The organism is Pseudomonas sp. GW823-FHT06B06, assembly GCF_058795195.1.
In genome coordinates, this window is the sequence record NZ_JBXAHO010000022.1 from 62,017 (window position 1) to 80,242 (window position 18,226).

The following is an 18,226-nucleotide window of genomic DNA, read 5'->3' on the forward strand; positions in this document are numbered from 1 at the left end:
CGATCAAGCGTAGACCCGAATGCGGGGATTCGAAAGGAGGACTCAGGAAGGGTGTGACAAAAGGAAGCAGCCTGGAGCGTAAAGCTGCAAGCTTCAAGAGTGATCTCGTCGCTTGCAGCTTCTTGTTTTTACTTTTCGCTTGTTGCTTGAAGCTTCCCGCTCAATTGCTCATTCCCTTTCGAAAGGCTGAACACATAAGCCGCGAGCAGTTGCACTTTATCGTTGCCCAGCAACTCATTCTGCGCCGGCATGTGACCCTGGCGACCGTGGCGGATGGTCTGTTCGAGCTGGGTCAGGCTGGTGCCATAAATGAACCCGGCCGGGTGCGTCAGATTCGGCGCGCCCATGGCTGCGGTGCCCTGGCCGTTTGCCCCGTGACAGGCGGTACAGGTGGTGCTGAAGGCTTGCTGACCGGCTTGCAGGTCGGCCTTGTCGTGCGCCGGCAATGGCAGCCCGGCCAGTTCGTGGCGTACATAGGCAGCAACGTTTTTCACCCCTGCTTCGCCGAGGATTTCACCCCAGGCGGGCATCGCCGCCATGCGCCCACCGAGGATGGTGGCCTTGATGGTGTCGGCGTCGCCGCCCCAGCGCCAGTCACTGTCCGCCAGGTTGGGGAAGCCGAACGCGCCCTTGGCATCCGAGCCGTGGCACACCGAGCAGTTGGAGGCGAACAGGCGCCCACCCATTTTCAGCGCTTGCGGGTCCTTGGCCACTTCTTCCACCGGCATGGCGGCGAATTTGGCGAAGATCGGTCCGAACCGGGCGTCGGCCCTGTCCATTTCCTTTTCCCACTCGTGCACGCCGGTCCAGCCGTTGGCGTAGCCGGGCAGGATGCCTTTCCAGTTACCTAGGCCGGGATAGAGAATCAGGTAGCCGACGGCAAACACCAGGGTGCCGGCGAACAGCATGAACCACCATTGCGGCAACGGGTTGTCGTACTCCTCGATGCCGTCGAAGCTGTGGCCCATGGTCTGGTCGACGCTGCCCTTGGTTTCGCCCTTGCGGGTGCCGATCAGCAGCCAGGTCAGGCCAATCAGGCTGCCGATGGTCAGTACGCAGATCCACGTACTCCAGAAAGTGGTCATGGCCGGGTGCTCCTTGTGGCGGATTCTTCGGGGGGCTGGGCTTGTGGCTCGTCGGCGAACGGCAGCAGGCGCGCTTCGGCGAATTGCGCGCTGCGCTTGGCGTTGAACACCCACAGCGTCAGGCCGACGAAGGCCACGAGCACCACGACGGTGCCCAGGCCGCGGATCATTCCAGTACTCATTTCAACGACCATGACTCACCTCTTGCTCTTGATCGCAGTGCCGAGCACTTGCAGGTAGGCGACCAGCGCGTCCATCTCCGACTTGCCCTTGAGCGACTCGACGCTGCCTGCGATGTCCTCGTCGGTGTAGGGCACGCCGAGGGTACGCATGGCGCGGAGCTTGGTTTCGGTGTGGCCGCTGTCGACCGCGTTGGCCACCAGCCACGGGTACGCTGGCATCTTCGATTCCGGTACCACGTTGCGCGGGTTGTACAAGTGCGCGCGGTGCCAGTCATCGGAGTAGCGCGCGCCGACCCTCGCCAGGTCCGGGCCCGTGCGTTTCGAGCCCCAGAGGAACGGGTGATCCCAAACGCTTTCACCGGCCACCGAGTAGTGCCCGTAGCGTTCGGTCTCGGCGCGAAACGGGCGGATCATCTGTGAGTGGCAACCCACGCAGCCTTCGCGGATATAGATGTCGCGGCCTTCCAGTTGCAGTGCGGTGTAGGGCTTCATGCCTTCCACCGGTTTGTTGGTCACGTCCTGGAAGAACAACGGGACGATCTGGGTCAGGCCGCCAATGCTCACGGCCAACACCATCAGCAGCATCAGCAGGCCGACGTTTTTCTCGATTGTTTCGTGTTTCATGGCGGACTCCTCAGGCCATCTGCGCGGCAGCGACGGCGTCGGCAGGCTGCGAGGCCCGCACGGTGCGCCAGGTGTTGTAGGCCATCAGCAACATGCCACTCAGGAAGATCGCCCCGCCTACCAGCCGCACGACGAAGCCCGGATGGCTGGCCACCAGGGTTTCGACGAAGGAGTAGGTCAGCGTGCCGTCTTCGTTCACCGCGCGCCACATCAGGCCCTGGGCGATGCCGTTGACCCACATCGAGGCGATGTACAGCACGGTGCCGATGGTGGCGAGCCAGAAGTGCGCGTTGATCAGGCCGATGCTGTGCATCTGCTCGCGTCCGAAGACTTTGGGGATCATGTGGTACAGCGCGCCGATGGAAATCATCGCCACCCAGCCGAGCGCGCCGGCGTGCACGTGGCCGATGGTCCAGTCGGTGTAGTGGGAGAGGGCGTTGACCGTCTTGATCGCCATCATCGGCCCTTCGAAGGTCGACATGCCGTAGAACGCCAGCGATACCACGAGGAAGCGCAGGATCGGATCGCTGCGCAACTTATGCCAGGCCCCGGAGAGCGTCATCATGCCGTTGATCATGCCGCCCCAGCTGGGCGCCAGCAGGATCAGCGACATCACCATGCCCAGCGACTGCGCCCAGTCCGGCAAGGCGGTGTAGTGCAAATGGTGGGGGCCGGCCCAGATGTACAGGGTGATCAGCGCCCAGAAGTGCACGATCGACAGGCGATAGGAATACACCGGGCGCTCGGCCTGTTTCGGCACGAAGTAATACATCATCCCGAGGAAACCGGCGGTGAGGAAAAAGCCCACGGCGTTGTGGCCGTACCACCATTGCACCATCGCATCGGTGGCGCCGGAGTACAGCGAGTAGGACTTGGTGAAGCTGACGGGCAGTTCCATGTTGTTGACGATGTGCAGGATCGCCACGGTGATGATGAACCCGCCGAAGAACCAGTTACCGACATAGATGTGCTTGGTCTTGCGCTGCATCACTGTGCCGAAGAACACCACGGCGTAGGCGACCCAGACGATGGTGATCAGGATGTCGATCGGCCATTCCAGCTCGGCGTATTCCTTGGAACTGGTGTAGCCCAACGGCAGGCTGATGGCCGCCAGGACAATCACCAGCTGCCAGCCCCAGAAGCAGAACGCAGCTATTTTTGGCGCAAATAATTGCGTCTGGCAGGTGCGTTGTACCGAATAGAACGAACTGGCGAACAGGGCGCAGCCACCGAACGCGAAGATCACCGCGTTGGTGTGCAGCGGGCGCAGGCGGCCGAAGCTGGTCCAGGGCAAATTGAAGTTGAGTTCGGGCCAGACCAACTGGGCAGCGAGAAAAACCCCGAGCCCCATGCCGACGATGCCCCACACCACCGTCATAATGGCGAATTGGCGGACCACCTTGTAGTTGTAGGCGGTACTGATAGAAGTGTTCATGGTTCCCCATCCACGGTTCAGCCGCTGGCTGCACAAACGGTGCACCCTGCGCCTGGAGTTATAGGCAGACTAAAAGCGAGGCAAGCATGGACAAACAGCACATGGCCGGTATTGACGGGGATCAATGGGCGCAGTGCGTGCGCGAAAAGGGATGGTTGTGGGATGCGGCTTCGGGCAAGGCCTCGGCAACCCTGATCCTGGCCCACGGCGCTGGAGCGCCAATGGACAGCGACTGGATGAACGACATGACCGCACGCCTTGTGGCACAAGGCGTCAACGTATTGCGCTTTGAGTTTCCGTACATGGCGCAGCGGCGTGTCGACGGTAGCAAGCGCCCGCCCAATCCGATGCCAAGGCTGCTGGAGTGCTGGCGCGAGGTGTATGACCAGGTGCGACGCCATGTCACTGGGACGCTGGCCATTGGCGGCAAGTCGATGGGCGGACGGGTCGCCAGCATGCTCGCCGATGAGTTGGGTGCCGATGCGTTGGTGTGCCTGGGTTATCCGTTTTATGCCGTGGGTAAACCGGAAAAACCGCGGGTGGAGCATCTGGCGGCGTTGAAGACGCGCACGTTGATCGTGCAGGGCGAGCGGGATGCGTTGGGCAATCGCGAGGCGGTCGAGGGCTACGCGCTGTCACCGAGTATCGAGGTGTTTTGGCTGGTGGCGGGGGATCATGATTTGAAGCCGTTGAAGGCGTCGGGGTTTAGCCATGAGCAGCATCTGGCGTTGGCTGCAAAGCGCGTTGCGGATGTTGTTCGCGCTGTTAGCTGAAGATTGTGAGTTTGAAATGAGTTTTTAGAAAGGCGGGCACAGGGGTGCCACGCCTTCATCACCAGGTCAGGGGATTTTTCGTTCGAAAGAGAACTTGCCTTCGGGCGATTGATGAATGCCCAGGAAGACTGTTTCGAAATAGCCCTCGCTTTGTCGGGTTTTCGGGTCGAGTTTGATATGAACCGTTGCTGACTGCGCACGGGCGACGTCGAGCTGTCCGTTCCCTTTTGAAAAAGCATGATCAAAGGTCAGTCCACCTGTACCGAGAGTGAAGGTGCGGTCTATGATTTCATCGTCTACATAGGGGATGGAGAAGTCATAAAAAAAGATATCGTTGGTGTCATGAGAGCCGGTCCAACCCTCCCATACCCAGTAAAACTGGCCTGGCCTGCCTTCCCATAGGTATGCACCTGTATCACTTGCCTCAATGAATTCGCCTTCAGCGTTGAAGCGCCACTTGAAGATGTCATTGGTTTTTAGAGAGCGCACTTTTTTTAGGGTTTGCAGTCTGCGTTTGTTGTTCATTGTGAATATCCCATTCCTTGAGGTTGATTGATGAAGGCGTTGCCTTCCAAGGCCAATCTAAGCTCAATTGGAATGGTGGGTAACTGTCAAAAGTGACAGTTGCGAAGCCTGTTATCGCAGCGACGCCATTCGAAAGATCGGCGCAATGCCAGGCACCGCTGTAACGCAGAGCGTCACGGGCTGCATTCCTTTGCTGCGCGTGGGAACGATCATCAGGGGTGGCTTTACCTTCGCGTAGACATTTCCCACTGCCACCGCAGACTCGTCCCCTATCGCGTCTGCATCGTCGGCCGCATCATGATCGTTCCCACGCGCAGCAAAGGAATGCATCCAGGGACGCTACGCGTTCCATCCCGCCGCACCGCAAGATTCAAGGACGAATCCCATGGGCCGAAGCCGTTACTCCATCACCGAGCCTGACAAACCCCACTTCCTCACCTGTACCCTCATGGAATGGCTCCCGCTGTTCATCCGCCCCTATATCGTCGACCACCTGCTGGACTGCTGGCGTTACCAGCAAACCCACCACAGCCTGCAGCTGTTTGGTTATGTGGTCCTCGAAAATCACCTGCACTTCGTTGCCCAGGCACCTGACCTGGGCAAGTCCCTGAGCCAGTTCAAATCCTATACCGCGAGACAGATCATCAACGACCTGCAAAGCAAGGGGGCGGATAGAGCCCTACAGCGACTGCGCTTCAGCAAGCGGGCGCACAAGCAGGATCGGGTGTACCAGTTGTGGCAGGAAGGCTCGCACGCGGAAATGGTTTTCAGTGAGTCGGTGATGCGCCAGAAACTCGATTACATCCACAACAACCCGGTGAAGCGGGGGTATGTGGACTTGCCGGAGCACTGGCGTTACTCGAGTGCGAGGAACTACGCGGGGTTGGACGGGTTGATCGAGATTCAGCGCTGGTATTGACGAGCACCACTACATACTGCGGCGCGACTGGGACGCGGAGCGTCCCGGGCTGCATTCCCACGCAGAGCGTGGGAACGATCAAGATCAACAGCCTCGCACCCCGATCATTCCCACGCGCAGCAAGGAATGCATCCAAGGGGCGCTCCGCGTTCCGCCTTTGCGGCCAGAGGGAACGACGCGCCCCCGATCGTTCCCACGCTCTGCGTGGGAATGCATCCAGGGACGCTCCGCGTTCCGCTTTTTGCTGCCCGTGGGAACAACGCCCCCCGATCGTTCCCACGCTCTGCGTGGGAATGCAGCCAGGGACGCTCCGCGTTCCGCTTTTGCTGCCGTGGGAACGACGCACCTTGATCGTTCCCACGCGCAGCAAAGGAATGCCGCCCGGGACGCTCCGCGTTCCGCTTTTTGCTGCCCGTGGGAGGGAGGGGCAGGTCAGCGGTTAAACCGCTCCACCAACGAGTACTGGGTATTCGCGGTCTTGGTCAGCTCTTCGCTCAGCAATGCCGAGTTCTGCGCCTGTTCCGAGGTCTGGTCCGCCAGTGCCGAGATGTTGCTGATGTTGCGGCTGATTTCTTCGGCCACGGCGCTTTGCTCTTCGGTCGCGGCGGCGATCTGGGTGGTCATGTCGGTGATGTTGGCCACCGCTTCGCTGATCCCCACCAGGGCCTGGTCCGCTTCCAACACTCGTGCCACACCTTCTTCGGCCTGGCGATGCCCGGCTTCCATGGTCTGCACCGCGGTGCCCGCGGTTTGCTGGAGCTTGGCAATCAGGGCGTGGATCTGCCCGGTGGATTCGCTGGTGCGTTGGGCCAGTTGGCGAACTTCGTCCGCCACTACCGCAAAGCCACGCCCCATCTCGCCGGCGCGCGCCGCTTCGATGGCCGCGTTCAGTGCCAACAGGTTGGTCTGGTCGGCGATGCCTTTGATCACATCGACCACGCCGCCGATTTCGTTGCTGTCCTTGGCCAGCTGGGTCACGGTCAGGCCGGTTTCGCCCACCACCACCGAGAGGCGCTGAATGGCTTCGCGGGTTTCCCCGGCGATGTCGCGGCCTCGACCAGTCAGGCGGTTGGCCTCCTGGGTGGCGTCGGCGGTGCGCTGTACGTGGCTGGCGACTTCCTGGGTGGTGGCAGCCATCTGGTTGACGGCGGTGGCCACCTGTTCAGTCTCGACGCGTTGGCGTTCCAGGCCGGTGGAGCTGTTGTGCGCCAGGGCGTCGGATTGCTTCGCCTGGTCGGTCAGGTGCTCGGCGGTGTCCTGCAGTCGGGTCAGGCAGGTTTTCAGGCGGGCTTCCTGGCTGAGGATCGACATTTCCAGGCGTGCCTGGGCACCGCGGCTGTCGGTGTACATCTGCGCGATCAGCGGGTCGGACGTGGTCTGCTCGGCCAGGCGCAGCAAACGCTTGATGCCGCGTTGCTGCCAGCCCAGGCCCAAAAGGCCCAGTGGCACCGAAAGAGCGGCCGCCAGGGCAAAGCCCCACTGCGAGTTCAAGGTCGCACCGATCATGAAGCTCAACTGGCTGACCAGAATGAACGGCAACCAGTCCTGCAGGACCGGCATCCATTTATCCGAAGAAGGAACGGCCGACTTGCCCTGGTTGATGCGTTGATAGAGCGCTTCGGCGCGGCGAATCTGTTCGGCGGTGGGCTTGACCCGCACCGACTCGTAACCGATCACCTGATTGCCTTCGAAGATCGGCGTCACATAGGCGTTAACCCAGTAGTGGTCACCGCTCTTGCAGCGATTCTTGACAATGCCCATCCATGGCAAGCCTTGTTTAAGTGTGCCCCACATATGCGCGAAGACCGCAGCGGGAACGTCGGGGTGACGCACCAGGTTGTGCGGCGCACGGATCAATTCCTCACGGGAAAACCCGCTGATCTCGACAAAATCGTCGTTGCAGTAGGTGATCATGCCCTTGGCATCGGTGGTGGAAATCAACCGTTGCTGAGCCGGAAAGGTCCGTTCGCGTTGTGTAATGGGCTGGTTATTACGCATGGCTTGTTTAATCCGCAAGGCTTTGACAGGGTGTCGGCCCTGCAGCGGTTTTATTGAATTTATTTTTTTGCCGAGCGAGAGGCGTGGATCAAGGCGGGGAATACGACGACGGGTCGCAATGTAACGGTTTGTAAGGGTTTCCCTCGGGGGGCGCTCAGCGTATGATTTTGCGCCCCCGGCGCTGGCGCTTTAGTGGAGCGGTGCGTAGTCCATTTGCCGTAACAGTGAATCCACCATCCATCGGACGCCATTCAAGAGACCTTGGCGTAAAGGTCCAGCATGAAAAGCGTGAATACATATCTCATAAAGTCTGAGATGCCATTTTTATCAGATTACCGAAAATACAGCCCGCAGCACTGGCGGCTTATCTTTTGACCGGCGGTCTGACGGTTTCCAGTGTACGCCCGAGAAATACGCAATGGAAAGACATGAGATTGCGACGACCTTTACCTAAGGCGGCGCCCATTGCAGGTCGACTCGACGATGAAGATAGCTTTGCTGCTAAGAAGTAATTTGTATGGCATTTCCCAGGTGGTCAAAACAAAATTGACCGATGTCGTACTTCGGCTGGGCACTTTACAGAACTCGGCGTTGGATGCTTCGCTTACATCTATTTAAGCTTACCACCTAACCAAGGATCCTTGGCTTTCCCATGAATCACCTTCCAATTGCTAAAGATGCACTCAACGCACAGTCGCAAGCCATCAGCCAACTCGCAACACGCCTCGACACTCAGTTTCAGCGTGCAGTGGAGCTCATCCTTGATTGCAAGGGCCGCGCGGCAGTCTGCGGCATGGGTAAATCCGGACTTATCGGTCAGAAAATGGTCGCTACTTTCGCCTCTACGGGTACGCCAAGTCTTTTTCTGCATCCGGCTGAAGCCTTTCATGGTGATCTTGGCATGCTCAAGCCGAGCGATGTGCTTATCCTGATTTCTTACAGTGGCGAAACCGAAGAAGTCGTTAAGTTGATCCCGAGCTTGAAGTCATTCGGCAACAAAATTATTGCCATGACCGGTGACGGCGAATCCACCCTAGCTCGGCATGCCGACATCTGGCTAGATATATCCGTCGAGCGTGAGGTGTGTCCCAACAACCTCGCTCCGACGACTTCAACGCTCGCGACCATGGCCATGGGTGATGCGCTTGCTGTCGCGCTGATCGCTGCGCTCGACTTCAAGCCAATGGACTTCGCTCGCTACCACCCTGGTGGCAGCCTTGGTCGCAAACTCCTGACGCGCGTCAGTGACGTGATGCACACCAATACCCCTAAAGTGACCCGCAACACTTCATTCCACAACTGCCTGCTCGTTATGACATCAAGCCGCCTGGGGCTCGCCCTGGTGATGGAGGACGAAAAACTCATCGGCATCGTCACCGATGGCGATCTACGTCGTGCGTTGCTGGGCAATCCAGGGGTTGTCAACGAAACCGTCGACTCGTTCCTAACCTTAAGTCCGCACACAGTGAAAGCGTCTGCACAATTGTCCGAGGCCGAGGCTTACATGTTGGATCACAAAATTCGGGCTTTGCCGGTTATGGATGACGATAGCGGTGAAGTGGTTGGCATTGTCGAGATTTTTGACTGAAACGGATGACATTAGCGTTGGCTTTTGTCGTTCAGGTAATCGGTCAGTTGGTCAGCATCGGGTAAGTGAACAATACAAAATGCAGTAGATTCAAACCAAAGTGAGTAGCCATGGCGGCTGCCAATCCGCCAAATCGATATGCGAGCCCATAACAAGCGCCTGCCAAGGTCGCCAACATTACCCACTCCCAACCGGCCCCCCAGTGCGCCAGCCCGAATAATAGAGAAGCGATTAACAGGGCAAGGTGTTCGCCGTAGTGCAGGTGTTGGAGGCGCCGGCTCAAGCCACCTTGTATGTAGCCGCGAAATAGCGCTTCTTCTACTAGCGTCACCAGTAGCAGGTTGTTGTTTATCCACAGCCATGCCTGCGGCGGCCATTTCGGCGACCATTCTACGATTCCCAGCAGCGATGCTCCCCCGAGCGTAACGAGTGCCGTTAGGGTGAGGGTCAGGGCGCCTGCTTTTATCGCTTGCATAAATGAGTGGCGGCCGATGATCCATGGGCACACGAGTAACAGCCAGAAGCCTATCAGCGGTTTATCCAGGTTGAGATACATCGAGAACGGCACGGCGTTCTCGGTGAAGCGCTCCTGATCGATCATCCTGGCGTTTTGAAACCCCGGCCACCAATGCAGAGCGAGGGTGAGGGCCAGGAGGATGAATACGGCATGACCAAGATAGCGGACGTAGCGGGCGTGTTGTTGCTGGGCGGCGAAACCGGTGAGCAGCAACAGGATGATGGCGATGCTCGCCTGGGCGGTAATTTGCCCATAGGTGAGGGCCAGGACATAGCCGGCAGAGAGGAGTGTCAGGTATGGCCAGGGCATGACGAGCATGAACGTTTCCTTGTTTCGGGTGAGCTCGCTTTAATGTGGGGCATTTAGGCAGATATGGCCGTGCTTCTGCAATTGTGATGCTGTGTCTTAGTGCGTAAAACAGAGTGCGTGACTATGTTTAAAGGTGCCTGAAGTTCGTTTAAGGGCGCGTTGCCGAATCCTGCTGGAAAAAGGGGAAGCATATGACAAGTTGGCCCGTGATCGCTGTGACGTTGTTGATGTTGATGCCTCTGATGGCCCTGGTTACTTCGATAAGGGGGTGGGTCATGCATTTCAAGATCGAAGGTGATACTGAGTATTAGTTGCGGTTTGACGTAGTACCGGTCATTTCTATAACGCGAGTATTGAGCACAGGGATGTGGTCCCCCACAAAGTCAGCATTTTGTGGGTAATGCTGTTCCCTTCAGAGAGTATGGGCTGGACAGCCAGCGCATAAAGTGTGGGTGACATAGAGCTGTCGCGCCGGCGATGACGGGCTTGAGCAGTGCGTTGGACTTTCGGGAGGTTTCGCCGGCAAATCAGATCTCCGCACCGCTGGCTCCTACAGGGAGCCGCGTGCATTCGACATCAGGTTGTCCGGTGGCCGCTTGGCCAGGCTGCGACGGCGGGCTATCGGAAAGCAAATCGCAGATGCTGCTGGGACGCGTCAGCACGTGCGCGAGGCTCAATGAACGGCCGAGGACCTTGGGACGGGGACGCGATCAAACTTGGAAACCTCCTTGATCCAGAATCGACGGTACTCCGTTTGATCCGGCGCCAACGGCTTGTGATTCGACCAGGCGTGTCCTGTTTTCAAGGCTTCGCGATACGCCTCCCACTCTTTTTCCTCGGCGACTTCCTTCGCCCTTTTCTCATCATCGAACCAACCAAGAACATACACTTCGCCTTGATCGATGCCGTGCTCGATCAATAGATAAATCTCTTTCATACGCTAAACCCATAACGACACATTTCTAAAATACCCTACCACAGCGTATTGCCCTTATTATCGTCTTATCGGCAGGGGTTTGCATTTCTTGAGCTTATGGGTTGGGGCAGGGCTACGAAATATTGTTTTGGGTTCAGTTATCAAGCTTTCCAAGTAGCCAGGCAGGTGCTTTTTTCGTGTGTCACCTGTAAGGCGGTCATTGGTTGTGAGTACGCATTCGCCGGCAAGCCTGGCTCCTACGGGGGGGATGCGTATGGCTTCCGATTAGGCCGGTCGGTCGGCCGCCTCGCTTTTGATTGTGATCTGGCTTTTGATTTTCTTGCCCCGTCGAGAGGCCGAGTGGAGGTTCTGCGCAGTGGGTAAACCGGCAAGGATGCCGGTTTAGCCGCGCTGGGCCAAGGATGGCCCATCGCGGCGACCCACGGAGCAGGACCGGAGCGAGGGCATGCCGAGCATTAGCGAGGCACCGAACGCCAGGGGCAAGAGCCCTTGGTTACTTGGGGCTGTTCCAAGTGACTCGCTGTAAAAGCGAAACCATAGGTGGCCGTTACCGCAGGAATGGATATGTACTCAGTCAACAAATAACAGGTTGGCTGTCAGGCCGCCTTCGCGAGCAGGCTCGCACACAGTTGATTGGGGAGGGCCGCGGGAGATGGGTTGGCTGTCAGGCCGCCTTCGCGAGCAAGCCCGCTCCCACAGTTGATCGGGTATGGCCGCGGGAGATGGGTTGGCTGTCAGGCCGCCTTCGCGAGCAAGCCCGCTCCCACAGTTGATTGGGGAGGACCGCGGGAGATGGGTTGACTGTCAGGACGCCTTCGCGAGCAGGCTCGCTCCCACAGTTGATTGGGGAGGGCCGCGGGAGATGGGTTGGCTGTCAGGACGCCTTCGCGAGCAGGCTCGCTCCCACAGTTGTTCGGGTCGGGCCGGGAGATTGGTTGGCTGTGATCATTCCTTCGCCGTTTCAAGCCTGGCTCCGCATGGTGGGCAGGTTGTAAAGGGGGGGGCGTCAGGCGCCGCTAACGAAGAACGGCACCTGAAGCATTAACAGCTATAGCCCCGCGATTACGACGCAATCAACTGCCGCAACACGTAATGCAAGATCCCCCCCGACTTGAAGTATTCCACCTCATTCAGCGTATCAATCCGACACAGCACTTCGATTTTTTCCTGGCTGCCGTTTTCCCGAGTGATGACCAGGGTCAAATTCATCCGCGGTGTCAGCTCAACGCCCGTCAGCCCCAGGATGTCCAGGGTTTCCCGGCCAGTCAGGTTCAGGCTCTTGCGGTTCTGGTCGAGCTTGAACTGCAGCGGCAGCACACCCATGCCCACCAAATTGGAGCGGTGGATGCGTTCGAAGCTTTCGGCGATGACCGCCTTGATCCCCAGCAAGTTAGTGCCCTTGGCTGCCCAGTCGCGGCTGGAGCCGGTGCCGTATTCCTGGCCGGCGATCACCACCAGTGGCGTGCCGGAGGCTTGATAGCGCATGGCGGCGTCGTAGATCGGCAGTTTCTCGCCAGTGGGGATGTAATAGGTGTTGCCGCCTTCCTCGCCGTGGAGCATTTCGTTGCGGATGCGGATGTTGGCGAAGGTGCCGCGCATCATCACTTGGTGGTTGCCGCGGCGTGAGCCGTAGGAGTTGAAGTCGCGCGGTTCCACGCCTTTGTCGCGCAGGTAGTGGCCTGCCGGGCTGTCGGCCTTGATGTTGCCGGCGGGGGAGATGTGGTCGGTGGTCACCGAGTCGCCGAGCAGGGCGAGGATGCGTGCGCCGCTGATGTCCTTGACCACCGGTGGCGGACCGCCGATGTCGTCGAAGAACGGCGGATGCTGGATGTAGGTCGAGTCGTCCTGCCAGACGTAGGTGGCCGCTTGCGGTACTTCGATGGCTTGCCATTGTTCGTCGCCGGCGAATACTTCGGCGTATTCCTTGTGGAACATGGCGGTGTTGACCTGTTCGACCGCTTCGGCGATTTCCTGGCTGCTGGGCCAGATGTCGCGCAGGTACACCGGGTTGCCGTTCTGGTCTTCGCCCAGGGGCTCTTGGCTGAGGTCGATGCGCACGGTGCCGGCCAGGGCATAGGCGACCACCAGCGGCGGCGAGGCCAGCCAGTTGGTTTTCACCAGTGGATGGACCCGGCCCTCGAAGTTGCGGTTGCCCGACAACACCGAGGCCACGGTGAGGTCGGCCTTCTGGATGGCTTGTTCGATGGGCTCCGCCAGCGGCCCGGAATTGCCGATGCAGGTGGTGCAGCCATAGCCGACCAGGGCAAAGCCCAGGGTGTCGAGGTACTGCGTCAAGCCGGCCGCCTTGTAATAATCGGTGACCACTTTCGAGCCCGGGGCCAGGGAGCTTTTCACCCAGGGTTTGCGGCGCAGGCCTTTTTCCACGGCTTTTTTCGCCACCAGCCCGGCCGCCATCATCACGCTCGGGTTGGAGGTGTTGGTGCAGGAGGTGATAGCGGCGATCACCACCGCACCGTTTTTCAGGCGAAGGGTCTGGCCTTCATACTCGTAGTCCACTTCACCGGCCATGTCCGCGTTGCCCACGGCTACGCCGCCACCGCCTTCGCTTTCCAGGCGGCCTTCTTCCTTGCTGGTGGGTTTGAGATGCAGGCCGACGAAGTCGCTGAAGGCTTGCGCCACATTCGGCAGCGACACACGGTCTTGCGGGCGCTTGGGGCCGGCCAGGCTGGCTTCGACGCTGGTCATGTCCAGGGCCAGGCTGTCGGTGAATTGTGGTTCCTGGCCTGGCTGGCGCCACAGGCCTTGCACCTTGCTGTAGGCCTCGACCAGTTTCACCGTGGCGTCGGGGCGGCCAGACAGGCGCAGGTAGTTGAGGGTGACGTCGTCCACCGGGAAGAAGCCGCAGGTGGCGCCATACTCCGGCGCCATGTTGGCGATGGTCGCGCGGTCGGCCAGCGGCAGGTCAGCCAGGCCGTCGCCGTAGAACTCGACGAATTTGCCGACCACGCCTTTCTTGCGCAGCATCTGGGTGACGGTCAGCACCAGGTCGGTGGCGGTGATGCCTTCCTTGAGTTTGCCGGTGAGCTTGAAGCCGATCACTTCGGGAATCAGCATCGACACCGGTTGGCCGAGCATAGCCGCTTCGGCTTCGATGCCGCCGACGCCCCAGCCGAGTACGCCGAGGCCGTTGATCATGGTGGTGTGGGAGTCGGTGCCGACCAAGGTGTCGGGGAAGGCGTAGGTGCGGCCGTCTTCGTCCTTGGTCCAGACGGTGCGGCCCAGGTATTCGAGGTTGACCTGGTGGCAGATGCCGGTGCCCGGCGGCACCACGCTGAAGTTGTCGAAGGCGCTCTGGCCCCAGCGCAGGAAGGCGTAACGCTCGCCGTTGCGCTGCATTTCGATGTCGACGTTCTGTTCGAAGGCGCTGCTGGTGGCGAACTTGTCGACCATCACCGAGTGGTCGATCACCAGGTCCACCGGCGACAGCGGGTTGATGCGCTGCGGGTCGCCGCCGGCCTTGGCCATCGCCGCGCGCATGGCGGCCAGGTCGACCACGGCGGGCACGCCGGTGAAGTCTTGCATCAGCACCCGGGCCGGCCGGTACTGGATTTCGCGGTCGGAGCGGCGCTCCTTGAGCCAGGCGGCGATGGCCTTGAGGTCGGCGCCGGTGACGGTCTTGGCGTCTTCCCAGCGCAGCAGGTTTTCCAGCAGCACTTTGAGCGACATGGGCAGCGCGTCCAGGTCGCCGAGGCTTCTGGCGGCCTCCGGCAGGCTGTAATAGTGGTAGAGCTTGTCGTCGACTTGCAGGGTTTTAAGGGTGTTCAGGCTATCGAGGGACGGCATTACGATCACTCCTTTGAGTCCGCACGGCGGCGGACTGAGGGGACGGGCAGAGCATTAAACCTAGCCCTGTTTTACGTAGCTGGCTAATAACTGGACTCTATGGGCAAGTCCGAGGTTCCGAAGTCGGCTATCATGCGCCGGTTTTCGTGACAGGCATTGCGTTAGCGCAAGTCTGGGCATCGCGCAGGGGTTGAATGTCTCGCCCTCTGCCCAGGAGTAAGAATGAACACCCTTTTCATGCATTGCCGGCCGGGCTTCGAAGGTGAAGTCTGTTCCGAGATTTCCGACCTCGCCGCACAACTGAACGTGGCCGGTTATGCCAAGGCCAAGGCCGCCAGCGCCTGCGCCGAGTTTGCCTGCACCGAAGAAGACGGCGCCGAGCGCCTGATGCGCGGGCAGCGTTTTGCCAACCTGATTTTCCCGCGCCAGTGGGCCCGGGGGATTTTCATCGACCTGCCGGAGAGTGATCGCATCAGCGTGATTCTCGCGCACCTGGCGGATTTTCCGACCTGCGGCAGCCTGTGGCTGGAAGTGGTCGATACCAATGATGGCAAGGAGCTGTCGAACTTCTGCAAGAAATTCGAAGGCCCGTTGCGCAAGGCGCTGATTGGCGCCGGCAAGCTGGTGGACGACGCGAACAAGCCGCGCTTGTTGCTGACGTTCAAGAGCGGCCGTGAAGTGTTCGTCGGCCTGGCGGAGTCGAACAATTCGGCGATGTGGCCGATGGGCATTCCGCGTTTGAAATTCCCGCGCGAGGCGCCGAGTCGTTCGACCTTGAAGCTCGAAGAGGCCTGGCATCACTTCATTCCGCGCGACCAATGGGACGAGCGCCTGCACAGCGACATGACCGGGGTCGACCTGGGTGCTGCGCCTGGCGGCTGGACCTGGCAGCTGGTCAACCGAGGCATGCTGGTGACCGCCATCGACAATGGCCCGATGGCTGAAAGCTTGATGGACACCGGCTTGGTGCAGCATTTGATGGCCGACGGTTTCACCTTCAAGCCCAAGCAGCCGGTGGACTGGATGGTCTGCGACATCGTCGAGAAGCCGGCGCGTAATGCGGCGATGCTCGAGGAGTGGATCGGCGAGGGGCATTGCCGCGAGGCGGTGGTCAACCTCAAGCTACCGATGAAGCAGCGTTACGCCGAGGTGAAGCGCTTGCTGGAGCGTATTGCCGAAGGCTTCAAGGCCCGGGGCATTCGCGTGGAGATCGGCTGCAAGCAGCTGTACCACGACCGTGAGGAAGTGACCTGCCATTTGCGCCGGCTGGACGTGAAGAAACCGAAATCCCGCTAGCAACCCGGCTCCCTGTACCGATCGTTCCCACGCTCCGCGTGGGAATGCATCCCGTGACGCTCTGCGTCACATCCAGAGCTGGAACGCGGAGCGTCCCTGGCGGCATTCCCACGCAGAGCGTGGGAACGATCAGTCAGCGGTGTACAATGCCGGCAAGTTTCAGGAGTTAATCATGAGTGAAATGCTTGATAAGCCGGTAGACGGCACCCTCGACGCCACCGGCCTCAACTGCCCGGAGCCGGTGATGATGTTGCACCAGCACATCCGTGACCTGGTTCCTGGCGGCCTGCTCAAGGTGATCGCCACCGATCCGTCGACCCGCCGCGATATCCCCAAGTTCTGCGTGTTCCTCGACCATGAACTGGTAGGGCAGCATGAAGACGCGGGCACCTACCTCTACTGGATCCGCAAAAAATCCAGCTGACCCACAAAGCCCTTGTAGGAGCGAGCATGCTCGCGAAAAACCCGAGGGCGCCGCGGGGTGTCAGGCTCCCCGCGTAATCGTTGACGTCCATCGTCGGAACGCCGCCCGGAGCATGCTCGCTCCTACAAGTACAGGGTCATTTCAGGCTGATGCGAATCCGCTTGCGTGCACTGCGCGTCAGGCGGATCGACAGCATCAGCGCCGCGCAGCTCAGGCCGACGATCAGGCCCTGCCAGAGGCCGCTCGGGCCGCTTGGCGTGCCCAGCCAGTCGGTCAGGCCGAGGGCGTAGCCCACCGGCAGGCCGATGCCCCAGTAGGCGAACAGGGTCAGGATCATCGTCACCCGGGTGTCTTGATAGCCGCGCAACGCGCCGGCCGCCGTGACCTGGATCGCATCGGAAAACTGGAACAGCGCCGAATACACGATCAACATCGCCGCCACCTTGATCACCGTCGGGTCCGCCGTGTAGATCGTCGCGATGTGCTCACGCAGCAATAGCATCATGCTCGCCGACAGGCAGGCGTACGCCAACGCCGTGCCCATGCCGACGCCTGCGGCGAAACGCGCTTCACGGGGTTGCTCGCGCCCCAGCGCCTGGCCGACCCGCACGGTCACGGCCATGCCCAGGGAGTAGGGGATCATGAACACCAGCGAGCTGAAGTTGAGGGCGATCTGGTGACCGGCGACCACGGTGGCGCCGAGGCTGCCGATCAACAGGGCGATTACGGCGAAGATGCTCGACTCGGCGAATACGGCAATGCCGATAGGCAGGCCGATGCCCAGCAGGCGCTTGATCACCGACCATTGTGGCCAATCGAAACGGCTGAACAGCTGGCTCGATTGATAGGCTGGCGCCCAGCGCTCCCAGCCGGCCATGCCCAGGGCCATCACCCACATCACGATCGCCGTGGCCCAGCCGCAACCGACGCCGCCCATGGCCGGCACGCCGAAGTGGCCATAGATGAACACGTAGTTCAGCGGAATGTTCAGTGCCAGGCCGCACAGGCCCAGGACCATCGCCGGGCGAGTGCGGCCCAGGCCGTCACTGAAGCAGCGCAGCACATGGTAGATCGCGACCGCAGGCAGGCCGCTGGCGATGCCGTGCAGGTACTGCATGCAGGGGCCGATCAGCTCGGGATCGACCTTCATCACGCGCAGGACCGGCTCGGCGCCCAGCAGCAGGCCGGTCGCGATCAGGCCCACCACCAACGCCAGCCACAGCGCCTGACGCACGATCGGGCCGATCTCGCTGTGGGTCCCGGCACCAAAGCGCTGGGCGACTTTCGGCGTGGTGGCCAGCAACGTGCCGGTCATCAACAGGAACACCGGCACCCAGATCGAGTTGCCTAGCGCCACTGCCGCCAGGTCGCGCGGCCCGACCCGGCCAGCCATCACCGCGTCGACAAAGCCCATCGCCGTGGTGGCCAGTTGCGCGATCATGATCGGCAAGGCCAAGCCGAGCAGGTTTTTCAGCTCCAGGCGGACCCGGGCGGGGCGGGAGAGGGAAGGGCTGGCGGTGTGGGAAGTCACGGAATTCAAGGGCAAAGCGTCCAAAGATTGTTCATGCGCGGCTGCGCATTCTACGCGTTGACGCAACGGTCAGGAAAAGACTGTGTTGGGGATTTGTAATCCTGCCTCTCTCTCCCCCTGTAGGAGCGAGCATGCTCCGGGCGGCGTTCCGACGATGGACGTCAACGATGACGTGGGAAAGCTGACACCCCGCGGCGCTCTCAGGTTCATCGTCGGAACGCCGCCCGGAGCATGCTCGCTCCTACAAGGGATCGGTGATCAGTGATCGATGATCGGGGA

15 protein-coding genes are annotated in these 18,226 nt (G+C 60.4%); 5 read left to right on the plus strand and 10 right to left on the minus strand.

The genetic code is table 11. The features are described 5' to 3' along the window. Positions 1-128 precede the first annotated feature (128 nt). Genes ccoP through ccoN form a run of 4 tightly spaced genes read right to left on the minus strand, consistent with a single transcriptional unit; the run spans position 129 to position 3,326 of the window. Positions 129-1,085: a cytochrome-c oxidase, cbb3-type subunit III gene (ccoP, locus tag AC1Q8Q_RS20090; protein WP_492615434.1), complete on the minus strand. Its 957-nt coding sequence runs from the start codon at positions 1,083-1,085 to the stop codon at positions 129-131. Continuing rightward, positions 1,082-1,279, minus strand: coding sequence for a cbb3-type cytochrome oxidase subunit 3 (locus AC1Q8Q_RS20095; RefSeq protein ID WP_454866449.1), 198 nt, complete (start codon positions 1,277-1,279; stop codon positions 1,082-1,084). The genes ccoP and AC1Q8Q_RS20095 overlap by 4 nt, the downstream gene beginning before the upstream one ends. Before the next feature lie 3 nt (positions 1,280-1,282). After that, positions 1,283-1,891 carry a cytochrome-c oxidase, cbb3-type subunit II gene (gene ccoO / locus AC1Q8Q_RS20100; RefSeq protein ID WP_033042279.1) on the minus strand — a complete coding sequence of 203 codons (609 nt, stop codon included), beginning with the start codon at positions 1,889-1,891 and terminating at the stop codon, positions 1,283-1,285. A gap of 10 nt (positions 1,892-1,901) precedes the next feature. Continuing rightward, positions 1,902-3,326, minus strand: a complete 1,425-nt coding sequence (gene ccoN, locus AC1Q8Q_RS20105) for a cytochrome-c oxidase, cbb3-type subunit I (RefSeq protein ID WP_020800673.1) — start codon at positions 3,324-3,326, stop codon at positions 1,902-1,904. A gap of 86 nt (positions 3,327-3,412) precedes the next feature. Between ccoN and AC1Q8Q_RS20110 the strand changes: the two genes are divergently transcribed. After that, positions 3,413-4,099, plus strand: a complete 687-nt coding sequence (locus AC1Q8Q_RS20110; protein WP_020800674.1) for an alpha/beta family hydrolase — start codon at positions 3,413-3,415, stop codon at positions 4,097-4,099. A gap of 66 nt (positions 4,100-4,165) precedes the next feature. Here AC1Q8Q_RS20110 and AC1Q8Q_RS20115 read toward each other — a convergent pair whose 3' ends face one another. Continuing rightward, a complete protein-coding gene (locus tag AC1Q8Q_RS20115; protein WP_492615435.1) occupies positions 4,166-4,624 on the minus strand; it encodes a hypothetical protein in 459 nt (152 codons plus the stop codon). 385 nt (positions 4,625-5,009) lie between these two features. On the opposite strand from AC1Q8Q_RS20115, the gene AC1Q8Q_RS20120 reads away from it, so the two are divergent. Continuing rightward, entirely contained in the window at positions 5,010-5,543 is a 534-nt protein-coding gene (locus AC1Q8Q_RS20120; RefSeq protein ID WP_020800676.1) for an REP-associated tyrosine transposase, read from the plus strand. A gap of 432 nt (positions 5,544-5,975) precedes the next feature. On the opposite strand, the gene AC1Q8Q_RS20125 is transcribed toward AC1Q8Q_RS20120, so the two are convergent. After that, on the minus strand, positions 5,976-7,541 hold the full coding sequence (locus AC1Q8Q_RS20125) for a methyl-accepting chemotaxis protein (RefSeq protein ID WP_020798776.1): 1,566 nt from the start codon (positions 7,539-7,541) through the stop codon (positions 5,976-5,978). A 652-nt stretch (positions 7,542-8,193) separates the two neighbouring features. Here AC1Q8Q_RS20125 and AC1Q8Q_RS20130 point away from each other — a divergent pair. Beyond that, on the plus strand, positions 8,194-9,129 hold the full coding sequence (locus tag AC1Q8Q_RS20130) for a KpsF/GutQ family sugar-phosphate isomerase (protein WP_151141177.1): 936 nt from the start codon (positions 8,194-8,196) through the stop codon (positions 9,127-9,129). Between the two features lie 43 nt (positions 9,130-9,172). On the opposite strand, the gene AC1Q8Q_RS20135 is transcribed toward AC1Q8Q_RS20130, so the two are convergent. The 3 genes from AC1Q8Q_RS20135 to acnA form a co-directional block, all read right to left on the minus strand. Next, on the minus strand, positions 9,173-9,964 hold the full coding sequence (locus AC1Q8Q_RS20135) for a CPBP family intramembrane glutamic endopeptidase (protein ID WP_168757531.1): 792 nt from the start codon (positions 9,962-9,964) through the stop codon (positions 9,173-9,175). Positions 9,965-10,628: 664 nt separating this feature from the next. Next, positions 10,629-10,892 carry a hypothetical protein gene (locus tag AC1Q8Q_RS20140; RefSeq protein ID WP_020801156.1) on the minus strand — a complete coding sequence of 88 codons (264 nt, stop codon included), beginning with the start codon at positions 10,890-10,892 and terminating at the stop codon, positions 10,629-10,631. 1,062 nt (positions 10,893-11,954) lie between these two features. Continuing rightward, on the minus strand, positions 11,955-14,696 hold the full coding sequence (gene acnA, locus AC1Q8Q_RS20145) for an aconitate hydratase AcnA (protein ID WP_492615436.1): 2,742 nt from the start codon (positions 14,694-14,696) through the stop codon (positions 11,955-11,957). Positions 14,697-14,918: 222 nt separating this feature from the next. Here acnA and rlmM point away from each other — a divergent pair, with 222 nt between their 5' ends. Both rlmM and tusA read left to right on the plus strand, forming a co-directional pair. Next, positions 14,919-15,992, plus strand: a complete 1,074-nt coding sequence (rlmM, locus tag AC1Q8Q_RS20150) for a 23S rRNA (cytidine(2498)-2'-O)-methyltransferase RlmM (protein WP_492615437.1) — start codon at positions 14,919-14,921, stop codon at positions 15,990-15,992. 172 nt (positions 15,993-16,164) lie between these two features. Further along, positions 16,165-16,416 (plus strand): sulfurtransferase TusA, encoded by a 252-nt coding sequence (gene tusA / locus AC1Q8Q_RS20155; RefSeq protein ID WP_033042637.1) that lies wholly within the window; start codon positions 16,165-16,167, stop codon positions 16,414-16,416. A 136-nt stretch (positions 16,417-16,552) separates the two neighbouring features. Here tusA and AC1Q8Q_RS20160 read toward each other — a convergent pair whose 3' ends face one another. Next, positions 16,553-17,956, minus strand: a complete 1,404-nt coding sequence (locus AC1Q8Q_RS20160; protein ID WP_492615438.1) for an MATE family efflux transporter — start codon at positions 17,954-17,956, stop codon at positions 16,553-16,555. Positions 17,957-18,226 lie beyond the last annotated feature (270 nt).

Bases quoted from the DNA above. Each gene is read 5' to 3' on its own strand.
- ccoP (WP_492615434.1), bottom strand. From the start codon at position 1,085: ATGACCACTTTCTGGAGTACGTGGATCTGCGTACTGACCATCGGCAGC.
- AC1Q8Q_RS20095 (WP_454866449.1), bottom strand. From the start codon at position 1,279: ATGGTCGTTGAAATGAGTACTGGAATGATCCGCGGCCTGGGCACCGTC.
- ccoO (WP_033042279.1), bottom strand. From the start codon at position 1,891: ATGAAACACGAAACAATCGAGAAAAACGTCGGCCTGCTGATGCTGCTG.
- ccoN (WP_020800673.1), bottom strand. From the start codon at position 3,326: ATGAACACTTCTATCAGTACCGCCTACAACTACAAGGTGGTCCGCCAA.
- AC1Q8Q_RS20110 (WP_020800674.1), top strand. From the start codon at position 3,413: ATGGACAAACAGCACATGGCCGGTATTGACGGGGATCAATGGGCGCAG.
- AC1Q8Q_RS20115 (WP_492615435.1), bottom strand. From the start codon at position 4,624: ATGAACAACAAACGCAGACTGCAAACCCTAAAAAAAGTGCGCTCTCTA.
- AC1Q8Q_RS20120 (WP_020800676.1), top strand. From the start codon at position 5,010: ATGGGCCGAAGCCGTTACTCCATCACCGAGCCTGACAAACCCCACTTC.
- AC1Q8Q_RS20125 (WP_020798776.1), bottom strand. From the start codon at position 7,541: ATGCGTAATAACCAGCCCATTACACAACGCGAACGGACCTTTCCGGCT.
- AC1Q8Q_RS20130 (WP_151141177.1), top strand. From the start codon at position 8,194: ATGAATCACCTTCCAATTGCTAAAGATGCACTCAACGCACAGTCGCAA.
- AC1Q8Q_RS20135 (WP_168757531.1), bottom strand. From the start codon at position 9,964: ATGCTCGTCATGCCCTGGCCATACCTGACACTCCTCTCTGCCGGCTAT.
- AC1Q8Q_RS20140 (WP_020801156.1), bottom strand. From the start codon at position 10,892: ATGAAAGAGATTTATCTATTGATCGAGCACGGCATCGATCAAGGCGAA.
- acnA (WP_492615436.1), bottom strand. From the start codon at position 14,696: ATGCCGTCCCTCGATAGCCTGAACACCCTTAAAACCCTGCAAGTCGAC.
- rlmM (WP_492615437.1), top strand. From the start codon at position 14,919: ATGAACACCCTTTTCATGCATTGCCGGCCGGGCTTCGAAGGTGAAGTC.
- tusA (WP_033042637.1), top strand. From the start codon at position 16,165: ATGAGTGAAATGCTTGATAAGCCGGTAGACGGCACCCTCGACGCCACC.